At 70.5% G+C, this 25,967-nt stretch carries 24 protein-coding genes; 15 read left to right on the forward strand and 9 right to left on the reverse strand.

The window, feature by feature from the left end; all coding sequences use genetic code 11:
* Positions 1–142 precede the first annotated feature (142 nt).
* Positions 143–1,477: a hypothetical protein gene (locus Q8L83_RS09925; protein WP_305286483.1), complete on the forward strand. Its 1,335-nt coding sequence runs from the start codon at positions 143–145 to the stop codon at positions 1,475–1,477.
* Positions 1,478–1,549: 72 nt separating this feature from the next.
* Here the strand turns inward: Q8L83_RS09925 and Q8L83_RS09930 are convergent, their stop codons facing one another.
* The 4 genes from Q8L83_RS09930 to Q8L83_RS09945 are packed head-to-tail and all read right to left on the reverse strand — an operon-like array spanning position 1,550 to position 7,231.
* Complete coding sequence (locus tag Q8L83_RS09930) at positions 1,550–3,094, reverse strand: acetolactate synthase large subunit (protein WP_305286484.1); 1,545 nt, start codon at positions 3,092–3,094, stop codon at positions 1,550–1,552.
* Positions 3,094–4,866 (reverse strand): feruloyl-CoA synthase, encoded by a 1,773-nt coding sequence (locus Q8L83_RS09935; RefSeq protein WP_305286485.1) that lies wholly within the window; start codon positions 4,864–4,866, stop codon positions 3,094–3,096. The genes Q8L83_RS09930 and Q8L83_RS09935 overlap by 1 nt, the downstream gene beginning before the upstream one ends.
* Before the next feature lie 57 nt (positions 4,867–4,923).
* Complete coding sequence (locus tag Q8L83_RS09940; protein WP_305286486.1) at positions 4,924–6,258, reverse strand: dihydroorotase; 1,335 nt, start codon at positions 6,256–6,258, stop codon at positions 4,924–4,926.
* On the reverse strand, positions 6,251–7,231 hold the full coding sequence (locus Q8L83_RS09945; protein WP_305286487.1) for a glycosyltransferase family 9 protein: 981 nt from the start codon (positions 7,229–7,231) through the stop codon (positions 6,251–6,253). The genes Q8L83_RS09940 and Q8L83_RS09945 overlap by 8 nt, the downstream gene beginning before the upstream one ends.
* A 61-nt stretch (positions 7,232–7,292) precedes the next feature.
* Between Q8L83_RS09945 and Q8L83_RS09950 the strand changes: the two genes are divergently transcribed.
* The 6 genes from Q8L83_RS09950 (at position 7,293) to Q8L83_RS09975 (ending at position 13,263) form a co-directional block, all read left to right on the forward strand.
* Positions 7,293–8,117 (forward strand): folate-binding protein YgfZ, encoded by an 825-nt coding sequence (locus Q8L83_RS09950; protein ID WP_305286488.1) that lies wholly within the window; start codon positions 7,293–7,295, stop codon positions 8,115–8,117.
* Positions 8,118–8,278: 161 nt separating this feature from the next.
* Entirely contained in the window at positions 8,279–8,869 is a 591-nt protein-coding gene (locus Q8L83_RS09955) for a DNA-3-methyladenine glycosylase I (RefSeq protein WP_305286489.1), read from the forward strand.
* Entirely contained in the window at positions 8,869–9,546 is a 678-nt protein-coding gene (locus tag Q8L83_RS09960; protein WP_305286490.1) for a ribonuclease HII, read from the forward strand. The genes Q8L83_RS09955 and Q8L83_RS09960 overlap by 1 nt, the downstream gene beginning before the upstream one ends.
* A gap of 191 nt (positions 9,547–9,737) precedes the next feature.
* A complete protein-coding gene (locus Q8L83_RS09965; protein WP_305286492.1) occupies positions 9,738–11,429 on the forward strand; it encodes a LuxR C-terminal-related transcriptional regulator in 1,692 nt (563 codons plus the stop codon).
* Positions 11,430–11,485: 56 nt separating this feature from the next.
* On the forward strand, positions 11,486–12,082 hold the full coding sequence (locus Q8L83_RS09970; RefSeq protein WP_305286494.1) for a helix-turn-helix transcriptional regulator: 597 nt from the start codon (positions 11,486–11,488) through the stop codon (positions 12,080–12,082).
* Between the two features lie 92 nt (positions 12,083–12,174).
* Positions 12,175–13,263, forward strand: a complete 1,089-nt coding sequence (locus tag Q8L83_RS09975; RefSeq protein ID WP_305286496.1) for a site-specific DNA-methyltransferase — start codon at positions 12,175–12,177, stop codon at positions 13,261–13,263.
* A 144-nt stretch (positions 13,264–13,407) separates the two neighbouring features.
* Here Q8L83_RS09975 and mutY read toward each other — a convergent pair whose 3' ends face one another.
* Positions 13,408–14,454, reverse strand: a complete 1,047-nt coding sequence (mutY, locus tag Q8L83_RS09980) for an A/G-specific adenine glycosylase (protein WP_305286498.1) — start codon at positions 14,452–14,454, stop codon at positions 13,408–13,410.
* Between the two features lie 82 nt (positions 14,455–14,536).
* On the opposite strand from mutY, the gene Q8L83_RS09985 reads away from it, so the two are divergent.
* The 8 genes from Q8L83_RS09985 to Q8L83_RS10020 all read left to right on the forward strand — a co-directional run bounded on the left by Q8L83_RS09985 (position 14,537) and on the right by Q8L83_RS10020 (position 22,129).
* Positions 14,537–15,088 (forward strand): DUF721 domain-containing protein, encoded by a 552-nt coding sequence (locus tag Q8L83_RS09985; protein ID WP_305286500.1) that lies wholly within the window; start codon positions 14,537–14,539, stop codon positions 15,086–15,088.
* 123 nt (positions 15,089–15,211) lie between these two features.
* Positions 15,212–15,829, forward strand: a complete 618-nt coding sequence (locus tag Q8L83_RS09990) for a DsbA family protein (protein WP_305286503.1) — start codon at positions 15,212–15,214, stop codon at positions 15,827–15,829.
* Positions 15,830–15,851: 22 nt separating this feature from the next.
* A complete protein-coding gene (smc, locus tag Q8L83_RS09995; protein WP_305286505.1) occupies positions 15,852–19,295 on the forward strand; it encodes a chromosome segregation protein SMC in 3,444 nt (1,147 codons plus the stop codon).
* Positions 19,296–19,464: 169 nt separating this feature from the next.
* Positions 19,465–19,866 carry an AtpZ/AtpI family protein gene (locus Q8L83_RS10000; RefSeq protein ID WP_304713903.1) on the forward strand — a complete coding sequence of 134 codons (402 nt, stop codon included), beginning with the start codon at positions 19,465–19,467 and terminating at the stop codon, positions 19,864–19,866.
* Between the two features lie 3 nt (positions 19,867–19,869).
* Positions 19,870–20,622, forward strand: coding sequence for a F0F1 ATP synthase subunit A (locus Q8L83_RS10005; RefSeq protein WP_304713902.1), 753 nt, complete (start codon positions 19,870–19,872; stop codon positions 20,620–20,622).
* A 59-nt stretch (positions 20,623–20,681) separates the two neighbouring features.
* A complete protein-coding gene (locus Q8L83_RS10010) occupies positions 20,682–20,909 on the forward strand; it encodes a F0F1 ATP synthase subunit C (protein ID WP_300579263.1) in 228 nt (75 codons plus the stop codon).
* Between the two features lie 117 nt (positions 20,910–21,026).
* Positions 21,027–21,626, forward strand: coding sequence for a hypothetical protein (locus tag Q8L83_RS10015; protein WP_305286506.1), 600 nt, complete (start codon positions 21,027–21,029; stop codon positions 21,624–21,626).
* An 11-nt stretch (positions 21,627–21,637) separates the two neighbouring features.
* Positions 21,638–22,129 carry a F0F1 ATP synthase subunit B gene (locus tag Q8L83_RS10020; protein ID WP_305286507.1) on the forward strand — a complete coding sequence of 164 codons (492 nt, stop codon included), beginning with the start codon at positions 21,638–21,640 and terminating at the stop codon, positions 22,127–22,129.
* Here the strand turns inward: Q8L83_RS10020 and Q8L83_RS10025 are convergent.
* The 4 genes from Q8L83_RS10025 to gcvH all read right to left on the reverse strand — a co-directional run bounded on the left by Q8L83_RS10025 (position 22,116) and on the right by gcvH (position 25,963).
* Positions 22,116–22,538 carry a hypothetical protein gene (locus Q8L83_RS10025; protein ID WP_305286508.1) on the reverse strand — a complete coding sequence of 141 codons (423 nt, stop codon included), beginning with the start codon at positions 22,536–22,538 and terminating at the stop codon, positions 22,116–22,118. The genes Q8L83_RS10020 and Q8L83_RS10025 overlap by 14 nt on opposite strands.
* Before the next feature lie 130 nt (positions 22,539–22,668).
* Positions 22,669–24,249, reverse strand: coding sequence for an aminomethyl-transferring glycine dehydrogenase subunit GcvPB (gcvPB, locus tag Q8L83_RS10030; RefSeq protein ID WP_305286509.1), 1,581 nt, complete (start codon positions 24,247–24,249; stop codon positions 22,669–22,671).
* Entirely contained in the window at positions 24,246–25,592 is a 1,347-nt protein-coding gene (gene gcvPA, locus Q8L83_RS10035) for an aminomethyl-transferring glycine dehydrogenase subunit GcvPA (protein WP_305286510.1), read from the reverse strand. The genes gcvPB and gcvPA overlap by 4 nt, the downstream gene beginning before the upstream one ends.
* A 5-nt stretch (positions 25,593–25,597) precedes the next feature.
* Positions 25,598–25,963 carry a glycine cleavage system protein GcvH gene (gcvH, locus tag Q8L83_RS10040; RefSeq protein ID WP_305286557.1) on the reverse strand — a complete coding sequence of 122 codons (366 nt, stop codon included), beginning with the start codon at positions 25,961–25,963 and terminating at the stop codon, positions 25,598–25,600.
* Positions 25,964–25,967: the final 4 nt, after the last annotated feature.

A 25,967-nucleotide genomic window follows, 5' to 3' on the forward strand; every position in this document is an offset into this window, starting at 1 on the left:
GCGAACCAAAAGCTTGACCACATCGCGATCAAAGGTTTCGGCGTCGGCCAAGCTTGATCTCGGAAAGACTCGACCTTGACCCCAATGGATCGCGGGGGCTTATCTCCGCGCAGAGGAACGACCCCCAGGAGATGAAGTAATCATGAGGCGTATGACAATTGGGCTCGCCGCAGCCCTGGCCGTGGTCGCCCTGGCGCCGGCCGCAGTGATGTCGCAATCCCGCGACGCCGGCGTCACCGAGCAGTCGCGGACCCAGGGCATGGCCGAGGCCCCCGCCCTGGCCCAGGCCGCCGGCCTGAACTGCCAGATCGTCGACGCCCGTCTCGTGGGCAAGAATGAGGATCGCCGCGCCAAGACCTCGACCTCGTACTACGAAGTCGATTGCCAGGAAGGCATGGGCTTTGTGATGGAGGCCGTGTCCGGCGGCGCCACCAACCTGTTCACCTGTCTTGAAGCCGGCGCCGTCGGCGAAGACGGCAAGCCCTCGGCCCTGGCCTGCCAACTGCCCGGCAACCAGAACCCCGGCGCTGAGCTGGCCAAGCTGGCCGCCAAGGACGGCGTCGCCTGCACCGTGGCCAACAGCCGCGCCATCGGCCGCAGCGCCACCAACACCTTTTTCGAGATCGCCTGCGACGACGGCGTCACCGGCTACATCCTGAACACCGGCTATCCGGCCACCGCCGACACCACCGTCGACGCCACCAACTGCCTGATCTACGACCAGGCCGAGACCAACATCAGCTGCGAGCTCGGCGACGCCGCCGCCCGCCTGCGGATTGTCGATCAGATGGCCACGGCCGACGCCAAGAGCTGCGCCGTCACCAATCGCCGCTTCGTCGGCGCCACCACCGATGGCTCCAACTATTTCGAAGCCGCCTGTGAAGACGGCAAGGGCTACATCTACAAGGTCGCCAACACCGGCCAGCTGGCGGAATCCTGGGACTGCGCCCGCGCCCTGGGCATCCTCGGCGGCTGCACCCTGACCGACGCCCGTGAGGCGGCCACCGAGCAGGCGGCCCTCTACACCCGTCTGGCCAAGGGCGCCGGCTTCGACTGCGACGTCGAACGCTACGCGGCCTTCCCCGCTGCGGCCGGCAAGGACGTGGTCGAGCTGGTCTGCAAGGACGGCAAGCCCGGCGGCGTCGGCGTGTTCGAGACCGGCGGCAAGGCCACCGTCTACAACTGCGCCTATGCGCCGATCGCCGGCTATCGCTGCGGCCTGAACGACGACGCGGCCACCTATCCGGCCCTGACCGCCGACCTGAAGAAGCACGGCCGCGACAGCTGCCAGGTGTCGGCCCAGCGCCTGGTCGGCAAGACCGCCGACGGCTCGGCCTATATCGAAGTGGCCTGCGCTGACGGCCTGGCCGGCTACATGATCGAGTACAAGCAGAACCCGATCGTGTCCTCCGACGCCCTGGGCTGCGCCTTCGCCAAGGGTATCGCTGGCGGGTGCAAGCTGCCCGGCAACACCTGATCGATCAGATCGATCGGAACGGCATCAAGGCCCGCGGGAAACCGCGGGCCTTTTTGTTGGCCGGAGACAGGCTCAGCCGATGGCCGCTTCGATGAACATGGGGCCCTTGTTGCGCATGGCGCCGGCGAACGCGGTCTCGAAGGACTCGGCGGTTTCGCAGCGTACGGCCGGCAGGCCCATGGCCTTGGCCATGGCCACCCAGTCGATCCGCGGGTCACCGAGATCGAGCAGGCGTGAGGCCGAAGGGCCAGCCTCGCCCGCCCCCGTGCGGCCCAGCTCGATATTGAGGATCCGATAAGCGTGGTTGGCGAAGACCACGACGGTGACGTCGAGGTTTTCCCGGGCGATCGTCCAGAGGCCCTGGACCGTGTACATGGCCGCCCCGTCGCCGTTCAGCGACAGCACCTTGCGGTCGGGACAGGCCACGGCCGCGCCGATGGACAGCGGGATCGCCTGGCCGATGGCGCCGCCGGTCAGGGCCAGCACCTCGTGCGGGGCCGCCGTGCCGGTCTGGCTGGCGACGCCGCCGCCAGAGGTCACCGAGTCGTCGCAGATGATCGCCCCTTCGGGCAGATGACGGGCGATGGAGGCGCCGGCCGCCTGCGGGGTCATCGGGCCCGTGGGCGCAGCTTCAGGCCGCTTCAGGGGCTGGACGGGGCCCGACGCCGGGGCGCCCAGGGCGTCGGCCAGGGCGCGCAGGCCGGCCACGGCGTCCTCGCTGCGGGCGGCCAGGGTCATCAACTCGCAGCCCTCCGGCACCAGCAGGCTCGGCCGGTCCGGATAGGCGAAGAAGGCCACCGGCTGGGTCGTGCCGGCCAGCAGCATCAGGTCGGTCCCGGCCAGATCGGCCAGGGCCGCCTCTCCGAAATACTGCATCCGCCCGGGCTGGAAGAGGCCGGCCCCCCGGCCTTGGCGGGCGACGAAGGTGTCGGCCAGCACTCGCACCCCATGGGCGGCCAGCCGCGCGGCCTGGACCATGGCCTCGGCGCGGCAGGCCTGGCCGCCGATCAGCAGGACCGTCTTCTTCGCCGCGCGGACGGCGCGGGCGGCCGCTTCGATGGCGTCGCCGGACGGGGCTGGCCGTTCGGGCTTTTTCGCCTTCACCGCGCCCACCTTGGTCTGCGTCCAGGCGGAGTCGGCGGGCAGGATCAGGCTGACCGGGCCGCCGGGCGGGCCGAAGCTCGCGGCGACGGCCTCGGCGGCGAGGCCCGCCACATCGTCGGCGCGGTCGGCCGACTTCACCCACAGCGAGTTCGGGCCGACGATGGTCGGGATGTCGGAGTTCAGCGGCGCGTCGTACTGGCGGTGATAGGTGGCGTGGTCGCCGACCACATTGACCAGCGGCGTGTAGGCGCGCCTCGCATTATGCAGATTGGCCAGGCCGTTGCCGTAGCCCGGGCCCAGGTGCAGCAGGGTGCAGGCCGGCCGATCGGCCATGCGGCCGAAGCCGTCGGCGGCGCCGGTGGCCACCCCTTCGAACAGACACAACACCGGCCGCATGGTCGGCTGCCGGTCCAGGGCGGCGACGAACTGCATCTCGCTGGTGCCGGGATTGGCGAAGCAGGCGTCGACCTCATTGGCCAACAGGGTCTCGATCAGGGCGTCGGCGCCGTTCATCAGTCAAACACCATCACATCAGGGGGCGGGGGATCGGCGAAGAGGCGCGACAGGGCCTCCGCGCGGCGGGTTCTGGCCAGGGTCTGGGCGATGTAGCCCTTGTCGGTGATCTCGCCGGCCCCGGCATCGGGGCCGTCCGGCAGGACCAGGGCGCGCGCGATGCGGCCGCCGCCCCGGGCCTTGGCGTTGTAGGCGTCGAGGCCGCGGCGCACGGCGGCCTCGACCTCGTCGCGGGCCCGGCGGGGATCGGGATAGAACATCAGGCCAAGGGCGGCCTGGCCTTCGCCGCAGACCACCGCGTCGGTGACCGCCCCGCCGATGGCCGACAGGGCCGCGATCCGCACCTCGCCCACGGCCACGAAGGTGCCGCTGGCCAGCTTGAAGTTCTCCGAGATGCGTCCGTCGAAGGCCAAGCCGGCCTCCGGCGCCTGTGGGTCCACCAGGCGCGCGGCGTCGCCGAGGATATAGAAGCCGTCCTCGTCGAAGGACTGGGCCGAGAGCTCGGGCCGTCCCAGATAGCCGGTGGTCACCTGCGGCCCCTTGACCCGGAACTCCAGCTTGCCGGCCACGGGAACCAGCTTCACCGCCGTGCCGGGGATGGGCAGGCCGATCAGCCCCATGCGGTCGTTGGGCCAGTGGACGTTGCAGGCTGTGGGGCCGGTCTCGGTGGCGCCATAACCGCTGGCGAAGCTGATCCTCTCGCCCACGGTGCGCACGGCGACCGCCTGGATGCGGTCGCTGATGTCCTGGCCAAGGCTGGCGCCGCCATACTGCATCAGCCGGAGGCGGGCGAAGAAGGTCCGCGCCAGGGCCTCGTCCTTCTCCAGCTCGTCCACCAGCAGCATCCAGCCGGCCGGAACCATGTTGTGATAGGTGGGCGAGATCTCGGTGAGGTTGCGCACCGTCTCGGCAAACCGCGCCGCCGTCGGCTGGCCCGCATCGATATACAGCGTCCCGCCCCGGGTGGCGCACATGTGCAGGATGGAGTTGGCCCCCAGGCTGTGGCTCCAGGGCGCGGAGTTGACGATCACCGGCGGCTCGTCGTCGTCAAAGCAGGCGGCGATCTGGGCCGAGTTCAGGGCCAGGGCCTGCTGGGTGATGATCACCGCCTTGGGCAGGCCGGTGGAGCCCGAGGTCAGCAGATACTTGGCGTGGTCGCCGGGATGGGCGCTGGGCGCCGCCGCCTGTCCATAGAGTTCGGCGAGCGCGATGTGTCCCGGCCGGCCATGGCTGGCGGCGATCACCGGCAGGCCGGCCAGAACCTCCGCCGACAGCCCGGTGGCGAAGCGCTCGGCGTCCTCGGTGAAGACCGCGGCCGGGCGCAGCACCTCGCAGGCGTGGGTCAGACGCGCCAGGTTCGCCCCCGCCAGCCCATATTGCGGCGAGACCGGCGCCACCGGCGTCCCCTGGCTCATGGCCGCGTACATCAGGAGCGCATGGTCGACGCCATTGTGCGCCAGGATCAGGATCGGCCGCGGACCGGTCAGGCCGCGGGCGACGAGCCCCCCGGCCAGGTGCGTCACCGCATGCCAGGCCTCGCCATAGGTGAGCGTCCGCCAGCCCGCCCCGGCCCGCTCGGCCAGCCAGACGCGGTCGGGCGCCGCCTCGGCCCAATAGGCCAGGGCCTCATGGGGCGTCTGAAACCGCTGCGAGAAGGGCGTGGGATTGGCCAGGACCATGGTCCCGTCCGCCCTATGCTCCACCTCCAGCCGCTTGGCGCCATAGCGCGGATCGCGGAAGGCGGCGGTCTCGATGCGAAGCTCTGCGTCCATATGACTTTATGGACGCGCACGCCGGCGCCTGAAAAGGGGGCGTGGCCTGTGTCGGCCTCAGCTCGCCAGGGTTTCGGCGAAGCGGACGGGCGCCCCGGTCCCCTCGGCCACCACCTCGTCGTCGCGCATGACGACCCGCCCGCGGATGATGGTCGCCATGGGCCAGCCCTTGGCCTCCATCCCGTCGAAGGGGGTCCAGCCGGCGCGGTTGGCCATGGCGTCGTGGGTGATGGTCCGGCGCGCCTTGAGGTCGACGATGGTCAGGTCGGCGTCATAGCCCACCGCCAGCCGGCCCTTGTCGGCCAGGCCGAACAACCGGTTGGCCCCATGACTGGTCAGGTCCACGAAGCGTTCGATGGACAGCCGTCCCTCGGCCACATGGGTCAGCATGATGGGCACCAGGGTCTGGACGCCGGGCATGCCCGAGGGCGAGGCCGGATAGGGCCTGGCCTTCTCCTCGCGGGTATGGGGGGCGTGATCGGAGCCGATGACGTCGGTGACGCCAGCCGCCAGCCCGCGCCAGAGGCCTGCCCGGTGGCGGGCCTCGCGGATCGGGGGGTTCATCTGGGCGAAGCCCTTCAGCCGCTCATAGGCCTCGGGGCCTTCCAGGGTCAGGTGCTGGGGAGTCATCTCGACGCTGGCCACGTCCTTGTGGCGCGCCAGGATCTCGACCTCTTCCGCCGTCGTCACGTGCAGGACGTGGATACGCTTGCCGAGCTTGCGGGCGATGCGCAGCAGCCGCTCGGTGGATTCGATGGCGGCCTGGGCGTCGCGCACCTCCGGGTGACTGGTCCAGTCGCCGGTGCGGGCCAGACCCCGGCGATCGGCCAGGCGGTACTCGTCCTCGGAATGGAAGGCCGCCCGCCTGTTCACATGGCGCAGCACCTGCTCGACGCCCTCGTCGTCCTGCACCAGCAGGGTGCCGGTGGACGCGCCCATGAAGACCTTGATCCCGCAACAGCCCGGCAGGCGCTCCAGCTCGCCCAGGAAGCTGGCGTTCTCGTGGGTGCCGCCCACATAGAAGGCGTGGTCGCAGTGCATCCGCCCCTTGGCGCGGGCCAGCTTGTCGGCGAGCGCATCGGCGTCGGTGGTGGTGGGCTCGGTGTTGGGCATCTCGAAGACGGCGACCACGCCGCCGAGCACCGCCCCGCGCGAGCCGCTCTCCAGGTCTTCCTTCCACTCCAGGCCGGGCTCGCGGAAATGCACCTGGGTGTCGATGACGCCGGGCAGGACGTGCAGGCCCGCCGCGTTGAAACGCTCGGCCGCCGAAGCCTGGGAGAGGTCGCCGATAGCGACGATCTTGCCGCCGCGCACGCCGATATCGGCGGCCCCGCGTCCGTCGTGGTTCACCACCTCGCCCCCATGGACGATCAGGTCATAGGTCTCAGCCATGGCTCGTCTCCGTCTGCGCCAGCAGGTCGTAGGCCGCCCGCGCCACGGTGTCGACGCTGAGATCCATCATGTGACAGAAGCTCTGGTTGAGGTCCGGGTCCTGCTGGCGGATCTGTTCGAAGGTGCGGGCGCCACGCACCACGCGGGTCTGCGGCCCCCAGGGGGCGTACAGCGTGTCGTCCGAGGGGCCGAACAGCCCGAGCGTCGGGGCGCCGGCCGCGGCGGCCATGTGCATCAGCCCCGAATCGTTGCCGACGAAGAGCCGCGCATGACGGAGCGCGGCATAGCTGGTCAGCAGGTCGGTCTTGCCCACCAGGTTGATGAACTTGTGGCTGGGAACCACGTGGCGCAGCGACGCCACCACCTCGGTGTCGTCGGGAGATCCCAGCACCATCAGCCGCGCGCCCTGCAGGGCGCCGTCCCGGCCAAGCAGACGGATGGCGAGCTGGGCGAACCGTTCAAGGGGCCAGGTCTTGCCCACCCAGTTGGCGGCCGGCGCCAGGGCCAGGATCGGTCCCCCGCCCCGGGTCAGGGCGGCGGCGGCGGCCTCGGTCTCGGGGCTCGTGAAAATATGGGGCGCCGGCGGCTCGTCCTCCAGCTTCAGCAGGCGGGCGGCCTCGACCACCTTGTGGACGGGGTGGCCAGGCTGGCGGCGGAAGATCGCCCGGCGCCTGGTGCGCACGAAGCTGGCCATGGCCGAGCCGCGCAGGTCAACCACCAGGCCCCAGCGCCGGTGGCGGACCCTGTTCCACAGGGCCAGCCAATGGCCGCCGTTGCGCGCCTTCTGGAAGACGATCAGCTCGTCCAGGCCTGGCGTGTCGGCGAACAGCGGCGCGGCGGCGGGTCCGGCCACAATGGTGAAGCGGGCGTGGGGAATCTCTTCGCGCAGCTTGGCCAGCAGGCCGGAGGACAGCACTGCGTCCCCGATCCGGGTCGCGGTGATGAACAGAATGGGGAAAGACCCTTGCGTCATCGGCCGGTTATAGAGGGCCTCTGGCTGGCGCGCGAGCCGCCGCGATCCTAAGTGCCCTACCATGGTCCAGACCTTGAGCTATGTTCCCCTCGCCAGCCGCGCCGTGATCGCCCTGGGCGGGGCTGACTGGCGCGACTTCCTGCACAATCTGATCAGCCAGAATGTCGAGACCCTGGCGGCGGGCGAGATCCGCTTCGGCGCCCTGCTGACCCCCCAGGGCAAGGTGCTCTACGACCTGTTCGTGATCGGCCGCGAGGACGGCTGCTGGCTGGACGTGGCCGCCGAGCACCGGGACGCGATCCTGCAGCGGCTGATGATCTATCGCCTGCGGGCCAAGGTGACGATCGCCGCCGACGAGGCCGAGGTCGCCGTCCTGTTCGGCGATGGCGCGGCGCCCGGCGAGGGCTGGCTGGCCGATCCGCGACTGCCGCAGCTGGGCTGGCGCGGCTATGGCGCTGTGGCCCCGCAGGGCGCGGCCATGGGCGGCGAGGCCGACTACGCTGCCTTCGCCCGATCCCTGGGCGTGCCAGGTCCCGCCGACTGGGGGACCGAGCAGACCTATCCGATCGAGGCGAATTTCGACCTGCTGAACGGCATCGACTTCAAGAAGGGCTGCTTCGTCGGCCAGGAGACCACCTCGCGGATGAAGCGCCGCGGCACGGTGAAGACGCGGTTCCTGCCGATCCGTTTCGAGGGCGTGGCCCCGGCGCCCGGCGCCGAGGTGCTGGCCGGCGAACTGCGGGCCGGCCAGATGCTGAGCGGCGCGGACGGCCTGGCCATGGCGTCGCTGCGCCTGGACCGCATCGAAGGCGCCGACCTGAGCGTGGACGGCCGGCCCGTGCGGGTGGTGCGGCCGGACTGGTTCGAGCGGGCGCTCACACAGTAGGTTCCCGGCGCCCTCGGACTTGATCCGAGGGCCCATGAACACCCTGCCAGGCCGGTGTTCATGGATGGTCGGGTCAAGCCCGACCATGACGGAAAAGGGTGTTGGCGTGAGGGGGAACCTCCTCACTTGCGAGCCTGGAAGGCCCCGGCGAAACTTCGCCCATGAGCAGCGAGCTGATTCGATGTGGCTGGCGCGGCATGGCCGGCGACCCGCTGTACGAGGCCTATCACGACACCGACTGGGGCGTGCCGGAGTACGATCCTCGGGCGCTGTGGGAGAAGCTGGTGCTCGACGGCTTCCAGGCCGGGCTCTCCTGGATCACCATCCTTCGCAAGCGCGAGGCCTTCCGCGAGGCCTTCGCCGGCTTCGACCCCGAGATCGTCGCCCGCTTCGACGAGGCCGACCGCGCCCGACTGATGGCCAACGCCGGCATCGTCCGCTCCAACGCCAAGATCGACGCCGCCATCGCGAGCGCGCGCATCTATCTGGACATGCGCGACAAGGGCCAGGACCTGTCGAGCTTCCTCTGGGCCTTCACCGACGGCAAGCCTATCCAGAACCAGTGGAGTGAGATCGGCCAGGTCCCGGCCCAGACGCCGCTGGCCGTGGAGGTGTCCAAGGCGCTGAAGGCGCAGGGCTACAAGTTCGTCGGCCCGGTGATCGTCTACGCCTTCATGCAGGCCGTGGGCATGGTGAATGACCACCTCACCTGCTGCTTCCGTCACGACGAAGTCGCGGCTATGAGCGCCTGATGGCCCGCAAGCCCGCCCCTCTCCTCGTCTTTCCAGACCTGCTGCTGGAAGCCGCCTGCCCCTCTCCGGTCTGTGGCGTGGACGAGGCCGGCCGCGGGCCCTGGGCCGGCCCGGTCAGCGCCGGGGCGGTGATCCTCGATCCGGCGCGCATTCCGACGGGCCTCAACGATTCCAAGAAGCTGACCGCCAAGGCCCGCGAAGGCCTGGAAATCGAGATCAAGGCCAGCGCTATCGCCTGGGGCGTCGGCTTCGCCTCGGTGGGCGAGATCAGCGAGCTCAACATCCTGCACGCTGCGGGCCTTGCCATGTGCCGGGCCATCGAGGCCCTGGCGGTGACTCCGGTCTTCGCCCTGGTGGATGGCAACTACCCCTTCAAGCTGCCCTGCCCGGTGAAGACCGTGGTCGGCGGCGACGGCAAGTCGCTCTCCATCGCCGCGGCCTCGATCCTGGCCAAGGTCGCCCGGGACCGGCTGATGATCGAGATGGACGAACGCTATCCCGGCTACGGCTTCGCCGGCCACAAGGGCTACGGCGCCCCGGTCCATATCAGCGCCCTGGAACGCCTGGGCCCCTGCGAGATTCATCGCGCCAGCTGGTCGCCGGTGCAGAAGGTGCTTCGCGGCGAGCGCATCACCGGAAGCCTCGCCAAATACGACGCCGAACCCCTTCAGGACTGAGGCTGGACCGGGGTTCGCCGACCGGCGGCTCTTGACCTTCCGCCTTCGGCCCCGGCGAATGGCCGCTGGGACGTGTTGGCGTGAACAGGGGCTTGGCCGCGGTCATGCAGCCAGGGGAAAAGCGTAGGTCGGCGGTGGGGACCGCATCCGGCGGGCCGGGGGCCGAGCGCCTTCTGGCCTCGATCGACCGCGTGTCCCCCGACGCCGCGGCGGCCGGGGCGCCCCTGTCCCTGCCTGCCCAGGCCCTGGCGAGCGCGGCCTTCACGCGTTCCGGCCGATTGATCCTCGCCGATCCGGTCTTCACGCAGACCTTTGGCTCCGACCTCCAGCCGGCCCCGCCCGCGGTGGGGGCCTGGCGGCTGTCGGCGGAGCCATGTCTGGACGGGGACACGGCCGTCGTGCTGGTCGCAGCGCCGCTGGCGGCCCGCCGCTGGCCCCTGTCGCCGGCCATCGCCGCCGCTGGGGAGGGTGAAGCCGGGTTGATCGTGCTGACCTACCGTCCCTTCGCCCATCCAAGCCTGGTCCAGCGGGCCTGCGACGGCTGGCGGCTGACGTCCCTGGAAGGCCGGGTGGTCGCGGCGCTGCTGGGACGCGACAACCTCAGGGCCGCCGCCCGCTCCGCCGGCGTAGCCTACGAAACCGCCCGGGAGGCGATCGCCTCAGCCCTGCGAAAGGCCGGCGCCCGACGGCAGGCCGATCTGGTGCGCCGGCTGCACATGGCGGTGGGGCTGGGGGATTTCGACCTGGCCGAGACCGGCCTGCTCGCCCAGGCGCTCGGCCTGTCTCAACGCCAGGCCGGCGTCGGCCGGCTGGTGGCCATGGGTCTGACGCGGCCGGAGATCGCCGCCACCCTGCAGGTCAGCGAGCATGTGGTGAAGGCCGAGCTCAAGCGGCTGTTCGAGGTGCTGGGCGTGCGCACAGCCGGCGCCCTGAGCGAGGTGGTGGTCCAGGCCTCGGTCCTGCTGGCGGTAGCCGGCGCCGACAACCTCGCCCATGCGGCCCAGGCCGACGAACTGAGGCCCCTGCGCCTGCTCGCCCGACCGGACGGGGGCGGACGTATCGCCCTGTCGGACTATGGCCCGGCCAGCGGCGCGCCCACCTTCCTCATGCACAGCGCGCTGACGGGCAGTCTGATCGATCGCGGCCTGATCGGCGCCCTGCAGCGGCGGGGGCTCCGACCTATCGCCATCGAGCGTCCGGGTTTTGGCCTCACCGATCCGCCCCAGGGCGAGGGCGAGGTCGGCGCCCAGCGCGCAGCGGCCGACATGGCCCTGGTGGCCGGCGCGCTCAGGCTGAAGTCGGTCCGCCTGCTGTGCCGCGGCGGCGAGGCCGCCGCCCTGGCCTTCGCCGAGACCTATCCGCAACTGTTCGCCGGCGGCGTCCTGCTCAATCCCTTTCGACCCTATGAGGTCGACACCCGCTGGGACGGACTGATGAACATGGCCAAGCGGATGATCTCCGCCCAGCCGCAGCTGATCGAACCGATCGCCGCCTTCCTGGTCCGGCGCGCCAGCCCGAAGTCCATGGCCGGTATCGTGCGCGAGGCGGTCAAGGCGAGCCCGGCCGACCTCGCCGCCCTGGAGGACCCGAGGGTCCTGGCCGACTATGTGGCCTCGGCCCGTCTGGCCGCCCTGGCCACCCCCTGGGGCTTTATCCAGGAGCAGAGCGGCTATATCGGCTGGCGCCCGCCGACCCTGGCCGATGGCCGGTCCTGGACGCGGATGGTCGGCGAGCAGGACGTGCTCTACCTCCCGGGCGAAGGCGATGAGGTGTGGGACACGGCCCTGCCTGGCCACCAGGTGATCCGGGTCCCGGAGGCCGGGCGCCTGATCCACGCCTCCCACCCCGAAATCGTCGCCGCAGCGACCGCGGCCCTGGTCTGACACACCCCCCAACCGGGGATACCGGGCGGGGTTAACGGGCGACATCGTCGCCCATCATGACGCACCAGCCCCAGGCCCCCTGGCCCCACATCCCCATCTCCGCCGCCTGGGCGTTGGCCCCGCCGCTGACCCAGACCAGCAGCGCCATGCTTGTGGTCGATGGCGGCGATCGGGTTCTGGGCGGCAATCCCGCGGGCGTCGCCCAGTTTGGCGCCTTGCTGGGCGCCATCGAGGGCGACCGCCTCGCCTTCCGGGACGCCGCCTGTGCGGAGGCCCTGGCCACGGCGCGGCGGCGTCTGCGGCAGGATCGCATCCACGAAGTCATCGTACGGTTCGACGCCGACGCCGGTGGGCCACTCTTCGCCCTTCTGTCCGGCGGCGGCGACAGCTACGCCCTTCTTCTGCCCCCGCCCGCACGAACCGAGGCCTTGGCTAGCGCTCTGATAAGCAGCTTTGGTCTGACCCGGGCGGAGACCCGTCTGGCGCTGAAGCTCCAGGGTGGCCTGAGCCTGGCCGAATGCGGCCGCGACCTGGACATCTCGGTCAACACGGCCCGCAATCAGCTCCGCGCCATCTTCGAAAAGCTCGGCCTGCGCCGCCAGAGCGAACTCGCCCGAACCCTGGCGCAGCTGGCGGCTCTGGCGAACGGATGAGGCCGGCGCCTTAATCCCTCGTTCACCACGTTTCGAAACGGCCCCTTCACCACGATGGGGGAAGATTCCCTTCTGTAGATCCGAGGGGCGTCATGAACTTTCCCGCCGAAACCATCATCCAGGGCGATTGCATCGAGGAGCTGAAGAAGCTCCCGACGGGGTCTGTGGACCTGGTCTTCGCCGACCCGCCCTACAACCTGCAGCTGGGGGGCGACCTGCTGCGGCCGGACAATTCCAAGGTCGACGCCGTCGACGACGACTGGGATCAGTTCGAAAGCTTCGCAGCCTACGACGCCTTCACCAAGGCCTGGATGGCCGAGTGCCGCCGGGTCCTGAAGGACGACGGCGCCCTGTGGGTGATCGGCAGCTATCACAACATCTTCCGGGTCGGCGCGACCCTGCAGGACCTGGGCTTCTGGATCCTGAACGACGTGGTCTGGCGCAAGTCCAACCCCATGCCGAACTTCAAGGGCACCCGGTTCACCAACGCCCACGAGACCCTGATCTGGGCGGCCAAGTCCCGCGGGGGCCGGCGCTACACCTTCAACTACGACGCCATGAAGATGGCCAATGACGAGCTGCAGATGCGCTCGGACTGGACCTTCCCCCTGTGCACCGGCGAGGAGCGGATCAAGGACGCCAGCGGCGCCAAGGCCCATCCGACCCAGAAGCCCGAGGCCCTGCTCCACCGCCTCATCCTGGCCTCGACCAAGCCCGGCGACCTGATCCTCGACCCGTTCTTCGGCTCCGGCACCACGGGCGCGGCGGCCAAGCGGCTGGGCCGGCGCTTCATCGGGCTGGAGAAGGAGGACGATTACATCGCCGTCGCCAAGACCCGCATCTCCAAGGTGATTCCCGTCTCGCCCGAGGACGTCCAGGTGACCGGCTCCAAGCGTTCCGAGCCCCGCGTGCCCTTCGGCCAGATCGTCGAGGCAGGCCTCCTGCGTCCCGGCGACGTCCTCTATTGCCCCAAGGGCGAGCGGGCCGCCCGGGTCCGCGCCGATGGCAGCCTGGCGGTGGGCGAGATGACCGGCTCGATCCACAAGGTGGGCGCCATGGTGCAGTCGGCGCCGGCCTGCAACGGCTGGACCTACTGGCACTTCAAGACCGATGCGGGCCTCGCCCCCATCGACGTCCTGCGAGCGAAGATGCGCAAGGAAGCTCCGGCGGTGGCGGCTTAAGGCCACTCACCCCGACCACCATCACCGTCATGCTCGGCCTTGTGCCGAGCATCCCTGTCGAGGGCGGGGCGCAAGCGTCGAGAGGGATCCTGGGCACAAGGCCCAGGATGACGATAGTGGGGCTAAGAGCGCGGCGGACAAGCCCTACAGCAGGTTCGACAGCCCCGCCCGCGCCGCCTTCAGGAAGACGCTGGGCAGGGCGTCGAGGTCGCGTCGGTGCGTCCAGATCACGTCATCGGCGTCCCCTTCCGCCCGTAGCAGCCGCAGGGTCAGGGAGAAGTGGGTGAAGACGTGGTCCACCTCGCCCGCGCCCTGCCAGTCTCCCGCGGCCGGGGCCGCCGCCAGCGCCTCGGCGTCTGACCACCGGGCCTCCCGCCAGTCGCTGGTGGGCAGGGCCAGCATGCCCCCCAGCAGGCCCTTGGGCGGCCGGCGCACCAGGGCGACCTCCTCCCCGCGGGTCAGGATATAGGCCACGCCGTGGCGGTGGGGTCGGGCCGCCTTGGCGCTCTTGCGCGGATAGGTCTCCGGCGCGCCCGTGGCCAGGCCGGCGCAGGCGGCCGTCAGGGGGCAGCGGTCGCAGAGCGGCGACTTGGGCCGGCAGACCGTGGCGCCCAGGTCCATCAGCGCCTGGGCCCAGTCGCCGGGGCGCTCATCGCGCACCAGGGCGGCGGCCAGGGACTTCAGCTCCGGCTTGGCGGCCGGCAGGGGCGTCTCGACGGCGAATAGCCGCGCCATGACCCGCTCCACATTGCCGTCGACCACATTGGTCGCCTCATCGAAGGCGATCGCCGCCACGGCCGCCGCCGTATAGGGGCCGAGCCCCGGCAGGGCGCGCAAGGCCGCCTCGGTGTCGGGGAAGACGCCGCCGTGGTCGTTCGCCACAGCCCGGGCGCAGGCCAGCAGGTTGCGGGCCCGGGCGTAGTAGCCAAGCCCCGCCCAGGCGGCCATCACCTCGTCGTCCGGCGCAGCGGCGAGATCCGAGACCGTCGGCCAGCGGGCGGTGAACTTCAGAAAGTAAGGGGTGGCGTGCGGCACCGTCGTCTGCTGCAGCATCACTTCCGACAGCCAGACGCGGTAGGGGTCTGACCGCAGGCCACCGCGCCCCTGCGCCGGCCCCGTCCGCCAGGGCAGGTCACGGGCGTGTCCGTCGTACCAGGACAGCAGGGCGGCGCGGAGGGCTTCGGGCTTCACGGCGGCAGACTTAGGCGTTCGCAGCCGACTTGGGCAGGGGGACTCTCACCTGGCGATCGTTCGGGTGTATCCTGGCGTCCTGATGGCCCGCCGCCCCCTGCCCGACCTGGAAGAAACCCGCCAGATCCTGGCCCAACGCCGCTCGCGTCCCGCGCCGCGGCCGCCCCCGCCGGCTGGCCGCGCGCTGAACAAGCTGATCCGTGATCTGGACGCCCGGTTCGGCCAGGGCCCCGGCGCCCTCCAGGCCCGCTGGCGCGAGATTGTCGGCGAGCAGATCGCCCGGCGCACCGAGCCGGTGAAGCTGGTCAAGGGCCGCAATGGCGCGGGCGCAGCCCTGGAGATTCGCGTGGCCGGCCCGGCCGCAGCGCTCGTCCAGCATCAGGCGCCGGAAATCCTCTCGCGGGTGAACCTGTTCCTGGGCTCCGGCGCCGTCGAGCGGCTGCGGATCGTGCAGGGCCCCCTGCGCCCGCAGGCCCCCACGCCGGCCCAGACGCCCCGGCGGCGCCCGGCCCCCCTGGACGCCGCCCAGGAAGCCGAACTGAGGGAAAGTCTGGCCGAGGCGCCGGATGGTCCTTTGAAAGCCGCATTGCTGGCCTTGGGACGTGGTGTGCTGCGCGGCGCCGCGCGACGTTGACATTGGCGGCTCCGCGCCGTTCCTGCCTGCACGTGGACCAGCCGCCAATGGCCGCATGGGCCGAGCGCAGGGAATCGCGCTTAACTCATCAAACCGGACTTGAGAACAAAGGGCCGACCCAAAATGCCGAACCTCAGCCGCCGCCTCCTGATGGCCGCCGCCGCCGCGACGCTGGTCGCTCTGGGCGCCTGTTCGGGCGCCTCCTCCGCCGGATCCGCCAATGGCGACATGACGATGGGCGACCCCAATGCGCCGGTGAAGCTCACCGAGTACGCCTCGCTGAGCTGCGTCCACTGCGCGACCTTCAACAACGAGGTCTTCCCGGAACTGAAGTCGAAATACATCGACACCGGCAAGGTCCACTACACGCTGAAGGAATTCCTGACCCAGCCCGTCGAGGTCGCGGCCGCCGGCTTCCTGCTCGCCCGCTGCGCCGGCGACGACAAGTATTTTAGCGTGGTGGATTCGATCTTCCACAGCCAGCAGGAGATGTTCACCAGCGGCGACGTGCGCGGGACCCTGCTGCGCATCGCCCAGTCGGCGGGGCTGAATGAACAGCAGTTCCAGGCCTGCGTCTCCGACGAGGAAGGTCTGCGGGCGCTGAACGCGCGCATCGACCAGAGCCAGCGGGAAGCGCGCATCACCTCGACCCCGACCTTCCTCATCAACGGCAAGGTGGTGAAGGAAGGCGAGATGAGCATCCAGGAGCTCGACGCCGCCATCGCCGCGGCCCAGAAGTAGCGGCCGAGGGACCCAGGCGCCCGTGCGCTTCCAGCGGCTTCGGCTCACCGGATTCAAGTCCTTCGTCGATCCGACCGAGTTTCGGATCGAACCGGGGCTGACGGGCATTGTCGGGCCGAACGGCTGCGGCAAGTCGAATCTGCTGGAAGCCCTGCGCTGGGTCATGGGCGCCAATTCCGCCAAGGCCATGCGGGCCGGCGGCATGGACGACGTGATCTTTGCGGGATCGGGCAAGCGCCCATCCCGCAACCATGCCGACGTCACCCTGACCATCGACAATTCCGAGCACCGGGCGCCGGCGGCCTATAACGACCATCCGGTTCTGGAGGTGGTGCGGCGGATCGACCGGGGCTCGGGCTCGACCTATCGGATCAACGGCAAGGAGGTCCGCGCCCGGGACGTCCAGCTTTTGTTCGCCGACGCCTCGACCGGCTCCAACTCCCCGGCCCTGGTGCGCCAGGGGCAGATCTCCGAGCTGATCGCAGCCAAGCCGCAGAACCGCCGGCTGATCCTGGAAGAGGCTGCAGGCGTCTCTGGCCTGCATTCCCGCCGTCACGAGGCCGAGCTGCGCCTGCGGGCGGCGGAGACCAATCTCGCCCGGCTGGACGACGTGGCCCAGGAACTGGAGGGCGGGCTCAACCGCCTGCGCCGCGAGGCCAAGCAGGCCGAACGCTACAAGCGGCTGTCGGCTGAGATCCGCGCCCTGCAGTCCGCCCTGCTCCATGCCCGCTGGACCGAGGCCCGCCAGGCCGCCGAGCGCCTGCAGGCTGAGGCTGGCGAGGCCGCCCGCGCCGTCGAGGCCACCGCCCGCGCCGCCGCCACGGCCACGACTGACGCTGAGATCGCCGAGGCGGCGCTGGCGCCCCTGCGCGAGGCCGAGGCTGTGGCCGCCGCCGTGCTGGGCAAGCTCGCCATCGACAAGGACCGCATCGAGCGCGAGGGCGAGGCCCTGGCCGCCGAGGTCGCCCGCGGCGAGGCCGAGATCGCCCGCATCGACGCCGACCGCGCCCGCGAAAGCCAGATGGTCGAGGACGCCCAGGCCGCGCTCGCCCGCCTGGCGGAGGATGTCGAAGGCCTGGAGGCCGCCGTGGCGCAGGCCCCGGAACGCCTGCCGGAACTGCAAGCCGCCCTGGCGGGCGCTGAAGCCGCACGCGCCGCCGCCGACGTCGATGTAGAGCGTCTGGCCGCCGCCCTGGCCGCCCAGGAAGCCCAGGCCCGCGCCGCAGCGGCGCAGATCAGCGAAGCGGAGTCCCGGGTCGCCCGCACCCGTCGGACCCTGGACCAGACCCGGGCCGAGCGGGCGGCCCTGGGTCCGGCGCAGGACCCCGCCATTGTCGAGGCCAAGGCGCAGTTCGAGGCCGCGCTGGCCGCCCTCGCCGCCGCCCGCGCCCAACTGGAGGAAGCCGAGGCGGCTCAGGTCCGCGCCGCGAGCGCCGAGGCGCAGGCCCGCGAGGCCGCCCGCAAACAGGACGAGGTGATCGCCCGGCACACCGCCGAGGCCCGCGCGCTGGCCCAGATCGTTGCCCCTCAACTGCGCGGCGGGTTTGCGCCCGCCCTGGACGCCATCGCGCCGGCGCGCGGCTATGAAATGGCCCTGGCCGCCGCCCTCGGCGATGATTTGGAAGCCGCCCTCGATCCTAAGGCGCCGGCCCACTGGGGCGGGGCGGAGGCTGCGCCCCCGGTCTGGCCGGCCGGCGCCAGCCCCTTGAGCGACCACGTCAAGGCTCCGCCGCAACTGGCGGCCCGCCTGGCCTATGTGGCCCTGGTGTCCCGGGACGCCGGCGAGGCCCTGACCAAACAGATCGCCCCCGGCTGCCGGCTGGTGTCCCGCGAAGGAGATCTCTGGCGCTGGGACGGCTTCACCGCCCGGGCCGAGGCCAAGAAGCCGGCGGCTGTCCGCCTGGAGCAGAAGACGCGGCTGGCCGAGGTGGAGGCCGAGATCGAGGCTCTGACGCCCGCGGCGCAGGCGGCCAGGACCGCCCTAAGCGCTGCGCGTGAGGCGATGACCCAGGCCGAAGCCGCCCACAAGGCGGCGCGACGGGAGCCCCCAGCCTGCGAACAGCGCGTCGGCCAGGCGCGCGCAGTCCTGGAGCGTCTGGAGCGGGAGGACGCCCGCCGCGAGGCCCAGGCCCAGGCCCTCGACGACATGATCGGCCGCTTCGAAGCCGAGCTGGCCGAGGCCCAGGCCCACCATGCCGCGGTGCTGGCCGAGGTGAGCGTGGCGAGCGCCGATGGCGACCTGGCCGCCGCCCTGGCCCAGGCCCGCGCCGCCGCAGGGCCGGCTCGAGAGGCCGCCGCCGCCGCCCGTTCGGCTCTGGATGTGGAGACTCGCGAGCGAGAGGGCCGCGCGCGCCGCCTGACCACGCTGGTCAAGGAGCGCGACGACTGGGCGCGGCGGGCCGAAACCGCCAGCCGACGCCTCGACACCCTTGAGGCTGACCGGGCCCGCACCCTCCAGGCCCTGGACGCCGCCCGGGAAGCGCCCAAGGCGCTGGACTCCCGCCGCATCGCCCTGCTGGACGCCTTCGCCGCCGCCGAGACCCGGCGCGCCCAGGCCCGCGACGCCATGCTGGCCGCCGAATCGACGCGCTCGGACGCCGAGCGGGCCCTGCGCGCCGCCGACGCGGCCGCCGCCCAGGCCCGCGAGGCCCGCGCCGCCCTGGACGCCCACCGCGAGGCCGCGGTTCAGCGGCTGACCGAAATCACCGAGCAGATCCGCGAGACCGCCCGGGTGGAGCCCGCCGAGCTCGCCCGCCTGCTGGCCGACGAGGCCGTGGCCATCCCCGCCGACGCCGGCGGCATGGAATCCCATCTCCACAATCTGGAGCGTCAGCGGGACTCCATAGGCGCGGTGAACCTGCGGGCCGAGGATGAGGCCCGCGAGAGCGCCGCCCGCCTCGAGACCATGCAGACCGAGCGCGCCGACCTGACCGGCGCCATCGCCCGCCTGCGCCAGGGGATCGACGAGCTGAACGGCGAGGGCCGCGAACGGCTGCTGGCGGCCTTCGAGGTCATCAACGCCCATTTCAAGACCCTGTTCGAAACCCTGTTCGAGGGCGGCCAGGCCGAGCTGCGCTTGGTAGAGTCCGACGATCCCCTGGAGGCGGGTCTGGAAATCTATGCCTGCCCGCCGGGCAAGCGCATGGCGACCATGAGCCTGATGAGCGGCGGCGAGCAGGCCCTGACGGCGGCCGCCCTGATCTTCGCGGTCTTCCTGGCCAATCCGGCGCCGATCTGCGTGCTGGACGAGGTGGACGCGCCGCTGGACGACGCCAATGTCGATCGCTTCTGCAACATGCTCGACGAGATGCGTCGGCGCACCGAGACGCGGTTCATCACCATCACCCACAATCCGGTGACCATGGCCCGCATGGACCGGCTGTTTGGGGTGACCATGGCCGAGCGCGGCGTGTCGCAATTGGTGTCGGTGGACCTCCGCCAGGCCGAGGCCCTGGCCGCGGAATAGGCGCCGCAGACGCCGAATCGCGGCGCCTAGGTCGATAGGCAAGAGAAATCAAACAATTAGAGTGGGGCGCCAGCGCCTTGACGCTGTACCTCCGCCCCTTTAGGTTCCGCCGCGATCGAACCAGGGGCGCCGGCAGGCCGCCCGCGCCCGGGGAAGGCGTCATCCGCTCATGTCGCAGTCGAACGATCCGCACGATGAGGCGCTGAAACGCCTCGACGCACAACTGGATGCGGTGAACGCCCAACGGGCGGCGCGTGACCAGAAGGGGAAGTTCGACACGAGCGCGATCGGCTCCGGCTACAAGCTGGTGGCCGAACTGATCGGGGGTGTTCTTGGGGGGCTCGGCCTAGGCTGGCTCTTCGATCAATGGGCTGGAACCTCGCCCTGGGGCTTGCTCCTGGGCGTGCTTGTGGGTACCGCCCTGGCGATGTTCTTGATCTCGCGTTCAGCGGGACGCATGAGCGCGCAGGCGGCGGCGAAGGCCGGACCGGTTTCCTCGGTCCCCTTCGACGACGATGAAGATGACGACGACGGCTGGCCCGCGGGGCCTGGCCAGAACAAGAGGGACTGAGGCGTGGCTGATCCGATGCATCAGTTCGAGATCCAGCAGGTTCTCGAGCTTCCGCCTGTTGCGGGCTTCGATCTCTCGATCACCAATTCGGCCTTGTGGATGATCATCGCCGCGGCCAGCGTCACCCTGTTCTTCGCCGCGGCCTCGGCCAAGGCCGCCGTGGTGCCGGGCCGGCTGCAGTCGGTGGGCGAGATGCTCTACGAGCTGATCCACAACCTGACCGACTCGATCATCGGTCACGAGGGCAAGCGGTACTTCCCCTTCGTCTTCACCCTGTTCGCCTTCATCCTGGCCATGAACCTTCTGGGCATGGTCCCCTATTTCTTCACCTCGACCTCGCAGCTGGCGGTGACCGCCACCCTGGGCGTCCTGGTGATCGCGGTGGTGATCGCCGTCGGCTTCGCCCGCAACGGCCTGGGCTTCTTCAAGCTCTTCGTGCCCTCGGGCGTGCCCTTCTTCGTGCTTCCCCTGGTGGTGGTGATCGAGATCATCTCCTTCCTGGTCCGCCCGGTGACGCTGGCCCTTCGACTGTTCGGCAACATGGTGGGCGGCCACGTGGTGCTGAAGGTCTTCGGCGGCTTCGTGGTCTCGCTCGGCGCGCTGGGCGCGCTGGGGATTGTCGGCGCCCTGGTCACCCTGACCGGCACCGTCGCCATCACCGCCCTTGAGTTCATGGTCGCGTTCCTGCAGGCGTTCGTCTTCGCCGTGCTGGCCTGCGTCTATCTGAACGACGTCGTGAACCTGCATAGCCACTGATCACGACTGACTCCTCACCCCCGTTTCCCCGACCCCATCGCTTAAACGGAGCACTCTCGATGGATCCCCTTGCTGCTAAATACGTCGGCGCTGGCCTGGCGATGTTGGGCATGATCGGCGCCGGTATCGGCCTCGGCACCATGTTCGGCCAATACCTCAACGGCGCGCTGCGCAACCCGTCGGCCTCGGCCGGCGAGCGTCCGATGCTCTTCCTGGGCATGGCGCTGACCGAAGCCCTCGGCATCTTCGCCTTCGTGGTCGCGCTGCTGATCCTGTTCGCCGCCTAAGGCGAGACTATCCGTGCGTGGGGGGGCGGGCTGTCGCACGGCCCGCCTTTCGCATGACCCGGCTTTCGGATTTCTCGTCCTTCGCACGGACCTGCGCAGACTCAACGGAGCGCCTTGATGGCCCAGACTTCACCAGAGCTCGAGCCCGGCGGCGCCCTCGTCGAAACCCCGCCGACCACGCCGAGCCACGATCTGCACGAAAGCACGGAAGCCGCCGAGCACGGCTCGTCGGGCCTGCCCCAGTTCGAGTTCGGCTACTGGCCGGGCCAGATCTTCTGGCTGCTGATCGTTTTCGTCATTCTCTACGTCATCCTGTCCAAGCTGTTCCTGCCCCGGGTGGGCGGCGCCATCGAGGCGCGGGCGGCGAAGATCGAGGGCGACCTGGCTGACGCCCGCAGCGCCCGCGACGAGGCCGAGCGCCAGTCGGCGGAGGCCGCGGCTGAACTGGCCCAGGCCCGCGCCCGGGCGCAGAAGACCGCCGCCGAAGCCAAGGCGGCCGCCAAGGCTGAGGCCGACAGCCGCAATGCGGCCGAGGAAGCCAAGCTGAACGTGCGCCTCGCCGAGGCCGACGCCGCCATCGCGGCGGGTCGCGACCGGGCCATGGCCAATGTCCGCACCGTGGCGGCCGAAACCGCCGAGGCCATCGTCGAGAAGCTGAGCGGCCAGGCGCCGTCCCGCGCCGAGGTCGATGCGGCCATCGCCCGTAACGCGGCCTGAGGAGAGACGACATGACCTTTTTCATGACCCCCGAATTCTGGGTTCTGGTCGCCGTCCTGATCTTCTTCGGGCTGCTGATCTATCTGAAGGTGCCTGCGGCCATGGCCAAGGCCCTGGACGCCCGCGCCGAGCGGATCCAGGCCGAGCTTGACGAAGCCCAGCGCCTGCGGGCCGAGGCCGAGCGCCTGCTGACCGAGATCAAGGCTCAGCGCGAAGAGACCGAACGCCTGGCCGCCGACATGATGGCCCAGGCCAAGGAAGACTCCGAGCGCATGCGCAAGGACGCGGCGGTGAAGCTGGAAGAGCAGATCGCCCGCCGCACCGAGATGGCCGAGCGCAAGATCGCCAGCGCCGAAGCCCAGGCCATGGCCGACGTGAAGGCGGCCGCCGCCGACATGGCCGCCGAAGCCGCCCGCAGCGTGCTGTCGGCTCGCCTGGCCGTGGCCACGACCGATCCCCTGGTGGACCGGGCGATCGGCCAGATGGCTTCTAAACTACAATAGTCGAGGCTCTGCGCCGGCGTCGAAACAGACGCCGGCTGCGGACCGCCACCCGGTAGCGCCGCGGGATGATCAGGCGCTCGGTTCTCAGCATCATCTGCCAGGCCACCGGCGCCACCTCCGGCCGACGCTTCAGCAGCCGGCGTACGGGGCTCAGCGTCCGAGGATGGGCGCGCTGGAAGCGCACAAAGGCCCGCCGGGCCTTGTAGGAATTGCGCAGAATAATCATCAGGCCGACGGCCGCCACCGGCAGGCCCATGGGCCCCGGCAGAGGGGCGATCAGCACGCCCGCCAGGACGATCAGCCCACCCAGCCCCACCAGCCCAAGCCGCAGCAGCCGGCGCAGCATCTGGCCGACGCCGCCGGGGGCGGAGGTGTGGCCATGAGGCCGCGCGGAGAGGGCGAGAGACACGCTTGCAAACCTGGGATCGCGCGCGGTCAGACCCGTTCGGGGAGGCAGGGCCCCCGCGCGCTCTCCTCATATGTGCCGCGTCAGGCTGAAAGTAAGGCGACAGCCGGCCGCTTTCTGGGCCTTGCCGCTGCTATTCTGCGGCGAGCGGCGCCGGCGCCACACCTGACTCCGGTTTCCAGGTGAGGCGGGGCTTGCGGGCGGCCAGGGTTTCGTCCAGCCGGCGCATGGGGGCGAGGTAGGGCGCGCCCTTGAAGCGGTCCACATCGCCGGCCTTGGCCGCCTGGGCGAGCGCCACCAGGGCGTCGCAGAAACGATCCAGTTCCTGCTTGGACTCCGTCTCGGTGGGCTCGATCAACATCGCCCCATGCACCACCAGCGGGAAGTACATGGTCATGGGATGGAAGCCCTCGTCGATCATCGCCTTGGCGAAGTCCAGCGTGGTGACGCCGGTCCCCTCCAGCCAGGAGTCGTCGAACAGGGCCTCATGCATGCAGGGGCCGTCAGGGAAGGCCGGCGTCATCACGCCCGAAAGCCGGGCCTTGATATAGTTGGCGTTGAGGACGGCGTCCTCGGCCACCTGCCGCAGGCCGTCGGCCCCATGGCTGCGCATATAGGCGTAGGCGCGCACGAACATGCCCATCTGGCCGTGGAAGGCGCTCATCCGCCCGAAGGCCTGGGCGGCCTCTTCCACCGTCTCCTCGACGAGGGTCAGGCCGTTCGCCCCGTGCACCACCCAGGGCGCCGGCGCAAACGGCGCCAGGGCTTCGGAGAGCACCACGGGTCCCGCGCCTGGACCGCCGCCGCCGTGCGGGGTGGAGAAGGTCTTGTGCAGGTTGATGTGCATGGCGTCGACGCCCAGGTCGCCGGGGCGAACCCGACCGACGATGGCGTTGAAGTTGGCCCCGTCACAGTAGAAGTAGGCGCCCGCCTCATGAGTCAGCCGGGCGATCTCGATAATGTCGCGCTCAAACAGGCCACAGGTGTTGGGATTGGTGACCATGATGGCCGCCACGTCGGGGCCGAGCTTGGCGGCCAGATCGGCCAGATCCACCCGGCCGTCCTCGGTCTGGGCGATCTCGGTCACCGAATAGCCGACGAAGGCGGCGGTGGCCGGGTTGGTCCCGTGCGCCGAGGTCGGCACCAGGACCCGGCGGCGCGGATCGCCCTTCGCCTCGTGCGCGGCGCGGATGGCCAGCAGACCGCACAACTCCCCATGGGCGCCGGCCTTGGGCGACAGGGCGACGGCCGGCATGCCGGTCAAGGTCTTGAGCCAGTGCGACAGACGGTCCATCAGGGCCAGGGCGCCCTGGACGGTGGGCAGGGGCGCCATGGGGTGCAGGTCGGCGAACCCGGCCAGCCGCGCCATCTTCTCGTTCAGGCGCGGATTGTGCTTCATCGTGCACGAGCCCAGGGGATAGAGGGCCAGGTCGATGGCGTGGTTCTTCTGCGACAGGCGCACATAGTGGCGCATGGCCTCAGGCTCCGAGAGGCCGGGCAGGCCGATCGGGGCGCTACGGGCCAGATCCCCCAGGTCGGAGCCATCGAGGTCGGCCTCGGGCAGGTCGACGCCGGTCTTGGTCCAGCCGTCCCGCTCGAAGATCAGGGCCTCATCCTGCAGCAGGCCGCGGCCGCCGGTCAGGGAGGCGAATTCGGCCGCCAGGGGCTGCACATCCTCGGGCCGGGTGGGCCGGCCGACATTCTGCATGGTCATCGGCCGATCCTCCGGGCCAGGGCCTGGGCGAAGGCGTCGATATCCTCGTCCAGGGTCATTTCAGTGGCGGCGCACAGCAGGACGTCGTCCAGGCCCGCATGAGGGTCCAGGCGCGAGAAGGGCACGCCGGCGACGACACCGTCGTCCAGCAGGCCCTCGACCATGGCCGCAGCCTCGCCGGGCAGGCGCACGGCGATCTCGTTGAAGAACCGCTTGGTCAGCACCTCGACCCCCTCGATGGCGCCGAGCGCCTGGGCCAAGCGACGGGCCTTGGCGTGGTTGATGGCCGCGAGCTGACGCAGGCCCACCTCGCCCAGCAGGGTCAGATGGATGGTGAAGGCCAGCGCGCAGAGCCCCGAATTGGTGCAGATGTTCGAGGTCGCCTTTTCCCGCCGGATATGTTGCTCGCGGGTGGAGAGCGTCAGGACGAAGCCCCGGCGACCCTCGGCGTCGACGGTCTCGCCGCACAGGCGGCCAGGCATCTGCCGGACCAGTTTTTCGCGGCAGGCGAACAGGCCGATATAGGGGCCGCCGAAATTCAGGGCGTTGCCGATCGACTGGCCCTCGGCCACCGCGATGTCGGCGCCCATCTCGCCGGGCGACTTGAGCAGGCCATAGGACACCGCCTCGGTGGTCACCACGATCAGCAGCGCGCCAGCCTTGTGGGCGGCCTCGGCGATGGCGGTGACGTCGGTGGCGACGCCAAAGACATTGGGGGTCTGGACCACGACGCAGGCGGTTTCGGCGTCGATGGCGTCCACCACCGCGGCCTCGGCGTCGATGGCGACGGTCTGGCGGACGATGTCCATGCCCTCGGCATGGGCGATGGTCTGGGTGGTGGCGGCATAGTGGGGATGCAGGCCGCCGGACAGGATGGCCTTCTTCCGACGGGTCACGCGCCGGGCCATCATCACCGCCTCGGCGCAGGCGGTGGAGCCGTCGTACATGGACGCATTGGCCACATCGAGGCCGGTGAGCGCGGCCACCTGGGTCTGGAACTCGAACAGCACCTGCAAGGTGCCCTGGGCGATCTCGGGCTGGTAGGGGGTGTAGCTGGTCAGGAATTCCGAGCGCTGGATGATGTGGTCCACCGTCGCCGGCACATGGTGGCGATAGGCGCCCGCGCCGCAGAAGAACGGCCCGGCCCCGGCCGAGCGGTTCAGAGCCGCCAGCCCTACAAGCTCACGCTCCACCTCCAGCTCGCCCGCATGGTCGGGCAGATCGAAGGTTTCGGACTTGCGCGCAGCCGCCGGCACATCGGCGAACAGGTCATCAATAGTCGCAGCGCCGATCACGCCCAGCATCTGGGCGCGGTCGTCGGGCGTGAGCGGCAGGTAACGCATGGGGCTTACAGGCTCTCCAGGAAGGCGTCGTAGGCGGCGCGGTCCATCAGCGCCTCATAGGCCGACGGATCGGCGATCTTGACCTTGGCGAACCAGCCGCCGGCTTCGGGCGCCTGGTTGACCGTTTCCGGCGCGTCGGCCAGGACGGCGTTGGCCTCGACCACCTCGCCCGACAGGGGAGCGTAGACGTCCGAAGCGGCCTTGACGCTCTCGACCACGGCCAGGCCTTCGCCGGCGCTGACGGTCTTGCCAACCTCAGGGGTCTCGACGAAGACCACGTCGCCCAGCTGCTCGGCGGCGTAGGCGGTGATCCCGATGGTGGCCACGTCGCCGTCGAGGGCGACCCATTCGTGATCCTTGGTGAAGCGCATTGCG

It is taken from the genome of Phenylobacterium sp. (assembly GCF_030680185.1).
Taxonomy (GTDB): Bacteria; Pseudomonadota; Alphaproteobacteria; order Caulobacterales; family Caulobacteraceae; genus Phenylobacterium.

What these genes read in the sequence shown, in the direction of transcription:
- Q8L83_RS09925 (WP_305286483.1), top strand. Translation starts at nt 143, where the DNA reads ATGAGGCGTATGACAATTGGGCTCGCCGCAGCCCTGGCCGTGGTCGCC.
- Q8L83_RS09930 (WP_305286484.1), bottom strand. Translation starts at nt 3,094, where the DNA reads ATGAACGGCGCCGACGCCCTGATCGAGACCCTGTTGGCCAATGAGGTC.
- Q8L83_RS09935 (WP_305286485.1), bottom strand. Translation starts at nt 4,866, where the DNA reads ATGGACGCAGAGCTTCGCATCGAGACCGCCGCCTTCCGCGATCCGCGC.
- Q8L83_RS09940 (WP_305286486.1), bottom strand. Translation starts at nt 6,258, where the DNA reads ATGGCTGAGACCTATGACCTGATCGTCCATGGGGGCGAGGTGGTGAAC.
- Q8L83_RS09945 (WP_305286487.1), bottom strand. Translation starts at nt 7,231, where the DNA reads ATGACGCAAGGGTCTTTCCCCATTCTGTTCATCACCGCGACCCGGATC.
- Q8L83_RS09950 (WP_305286488.1), top strand. Translation starts at nt 7,293, where the DNA reads ATGGTCCAGACCTTGAGCTATGTTCCCCTCGCCAGCCGCGCCGTGATC.
- Q8L83_RS09955 (WP_305286489.1), top strand. Translation starts at nt 8,279, where the DNA reads ATGAGCAGCGAGCTGATTCGATGTGGCTGGCGCGGCATGGCCGGCGAC.
- Q8L83_RS09960 (WP_305286490.1), top strand. Translation starts at nt 8,869, where the DNA reads ATGGCCCGCAAGCCCGCCCCTCTCCTCGTCTTTCCAGACCTGCTGCTG.
- Q8L83_RS09970 (WP_305286494.1), top strand. Translation starts at nt 11,486, where the DNA reads ATGACGCACCAGCCCCAGGCCCCCTGGCCCCACATCCCCATCTCCGCC.
- Q8L83_RS09975 (WP_305286496.1), top strand. Translation starts at nt 12,175, where the DNA reads ATGAACTTTCCCGCCGAAACCATCATCCAGGGCGATTGCATCGAGGAG.
- Q8L83_RS09985 (WP_305286500.1), top strand. Translation starts at nt 14,537, where the DNA reads ATGGCCCGCCGCCCCCTGCCCGACCTGGAAGAAACCCGCCAGATCCTG.
- Q8L83_RS09990 (WP_305286503.1), top strand. Translation starts at nt 15,212, where the DNA reads ATGCCGAACCTCAGCCGCCGCCTCCTGATGGCCGCCGCCGCCGCGACG.
- Q8L83_RS10000 (WP_304713903.1), top strand. Translation starts at nt 19,465, where the DNA reads ATGTCGCAGTCGAACGATCCGCACGATGAGGCGCTGAAACGCCTCGAC.
- Q8L83_RS10010 (WP_300579263.1), top strand. Translation starts at nt 20,682, where the DNA reads ATGGATCCCCTTGCTGCTAAATACGTCGGCGCTGGCCTGGCGATGTTG.
- Q8L83_RS10015 (WP_305286506.1), top strand. Translation starts at nt 21,027, where the DNA reads ATGGCCCAGACTTCACCAGAGCTCGAGCCCGGCGGCGCCCTCGTCGAA.
- Q8L83_RS10020 (WP_305286507.1), top strand. Translation starts at nt 21,638, where the DNA reads ATGACCTTTTTCATGACCCCCGAATTCTGGGTTCTGGTCGCCGTCCTG.
- gcvPB (WP_305286509.1), bottom strand. Translation starts at nt 24,249, where the DNA reads ATGACCATGCAGAATGTCGGCCGGCCCACCCGGCCCGAGGATGTGCAG.
- gcvPA (WP_305286510.1), bottom strand. Translation starts at nt 25,592, where the DNA reads ATGCGTTACCTGCCGCTCACGCCCGACGACCGCGCCCAGATGCTGGGC.
- gcvH (WP_305286557.1), bottom strand. Translation starts at nt 25,963, where the DNA reads ATGCGCTTCACCAAGGATCACGAATGGGTCGCCCTCGACGGCGACGTG.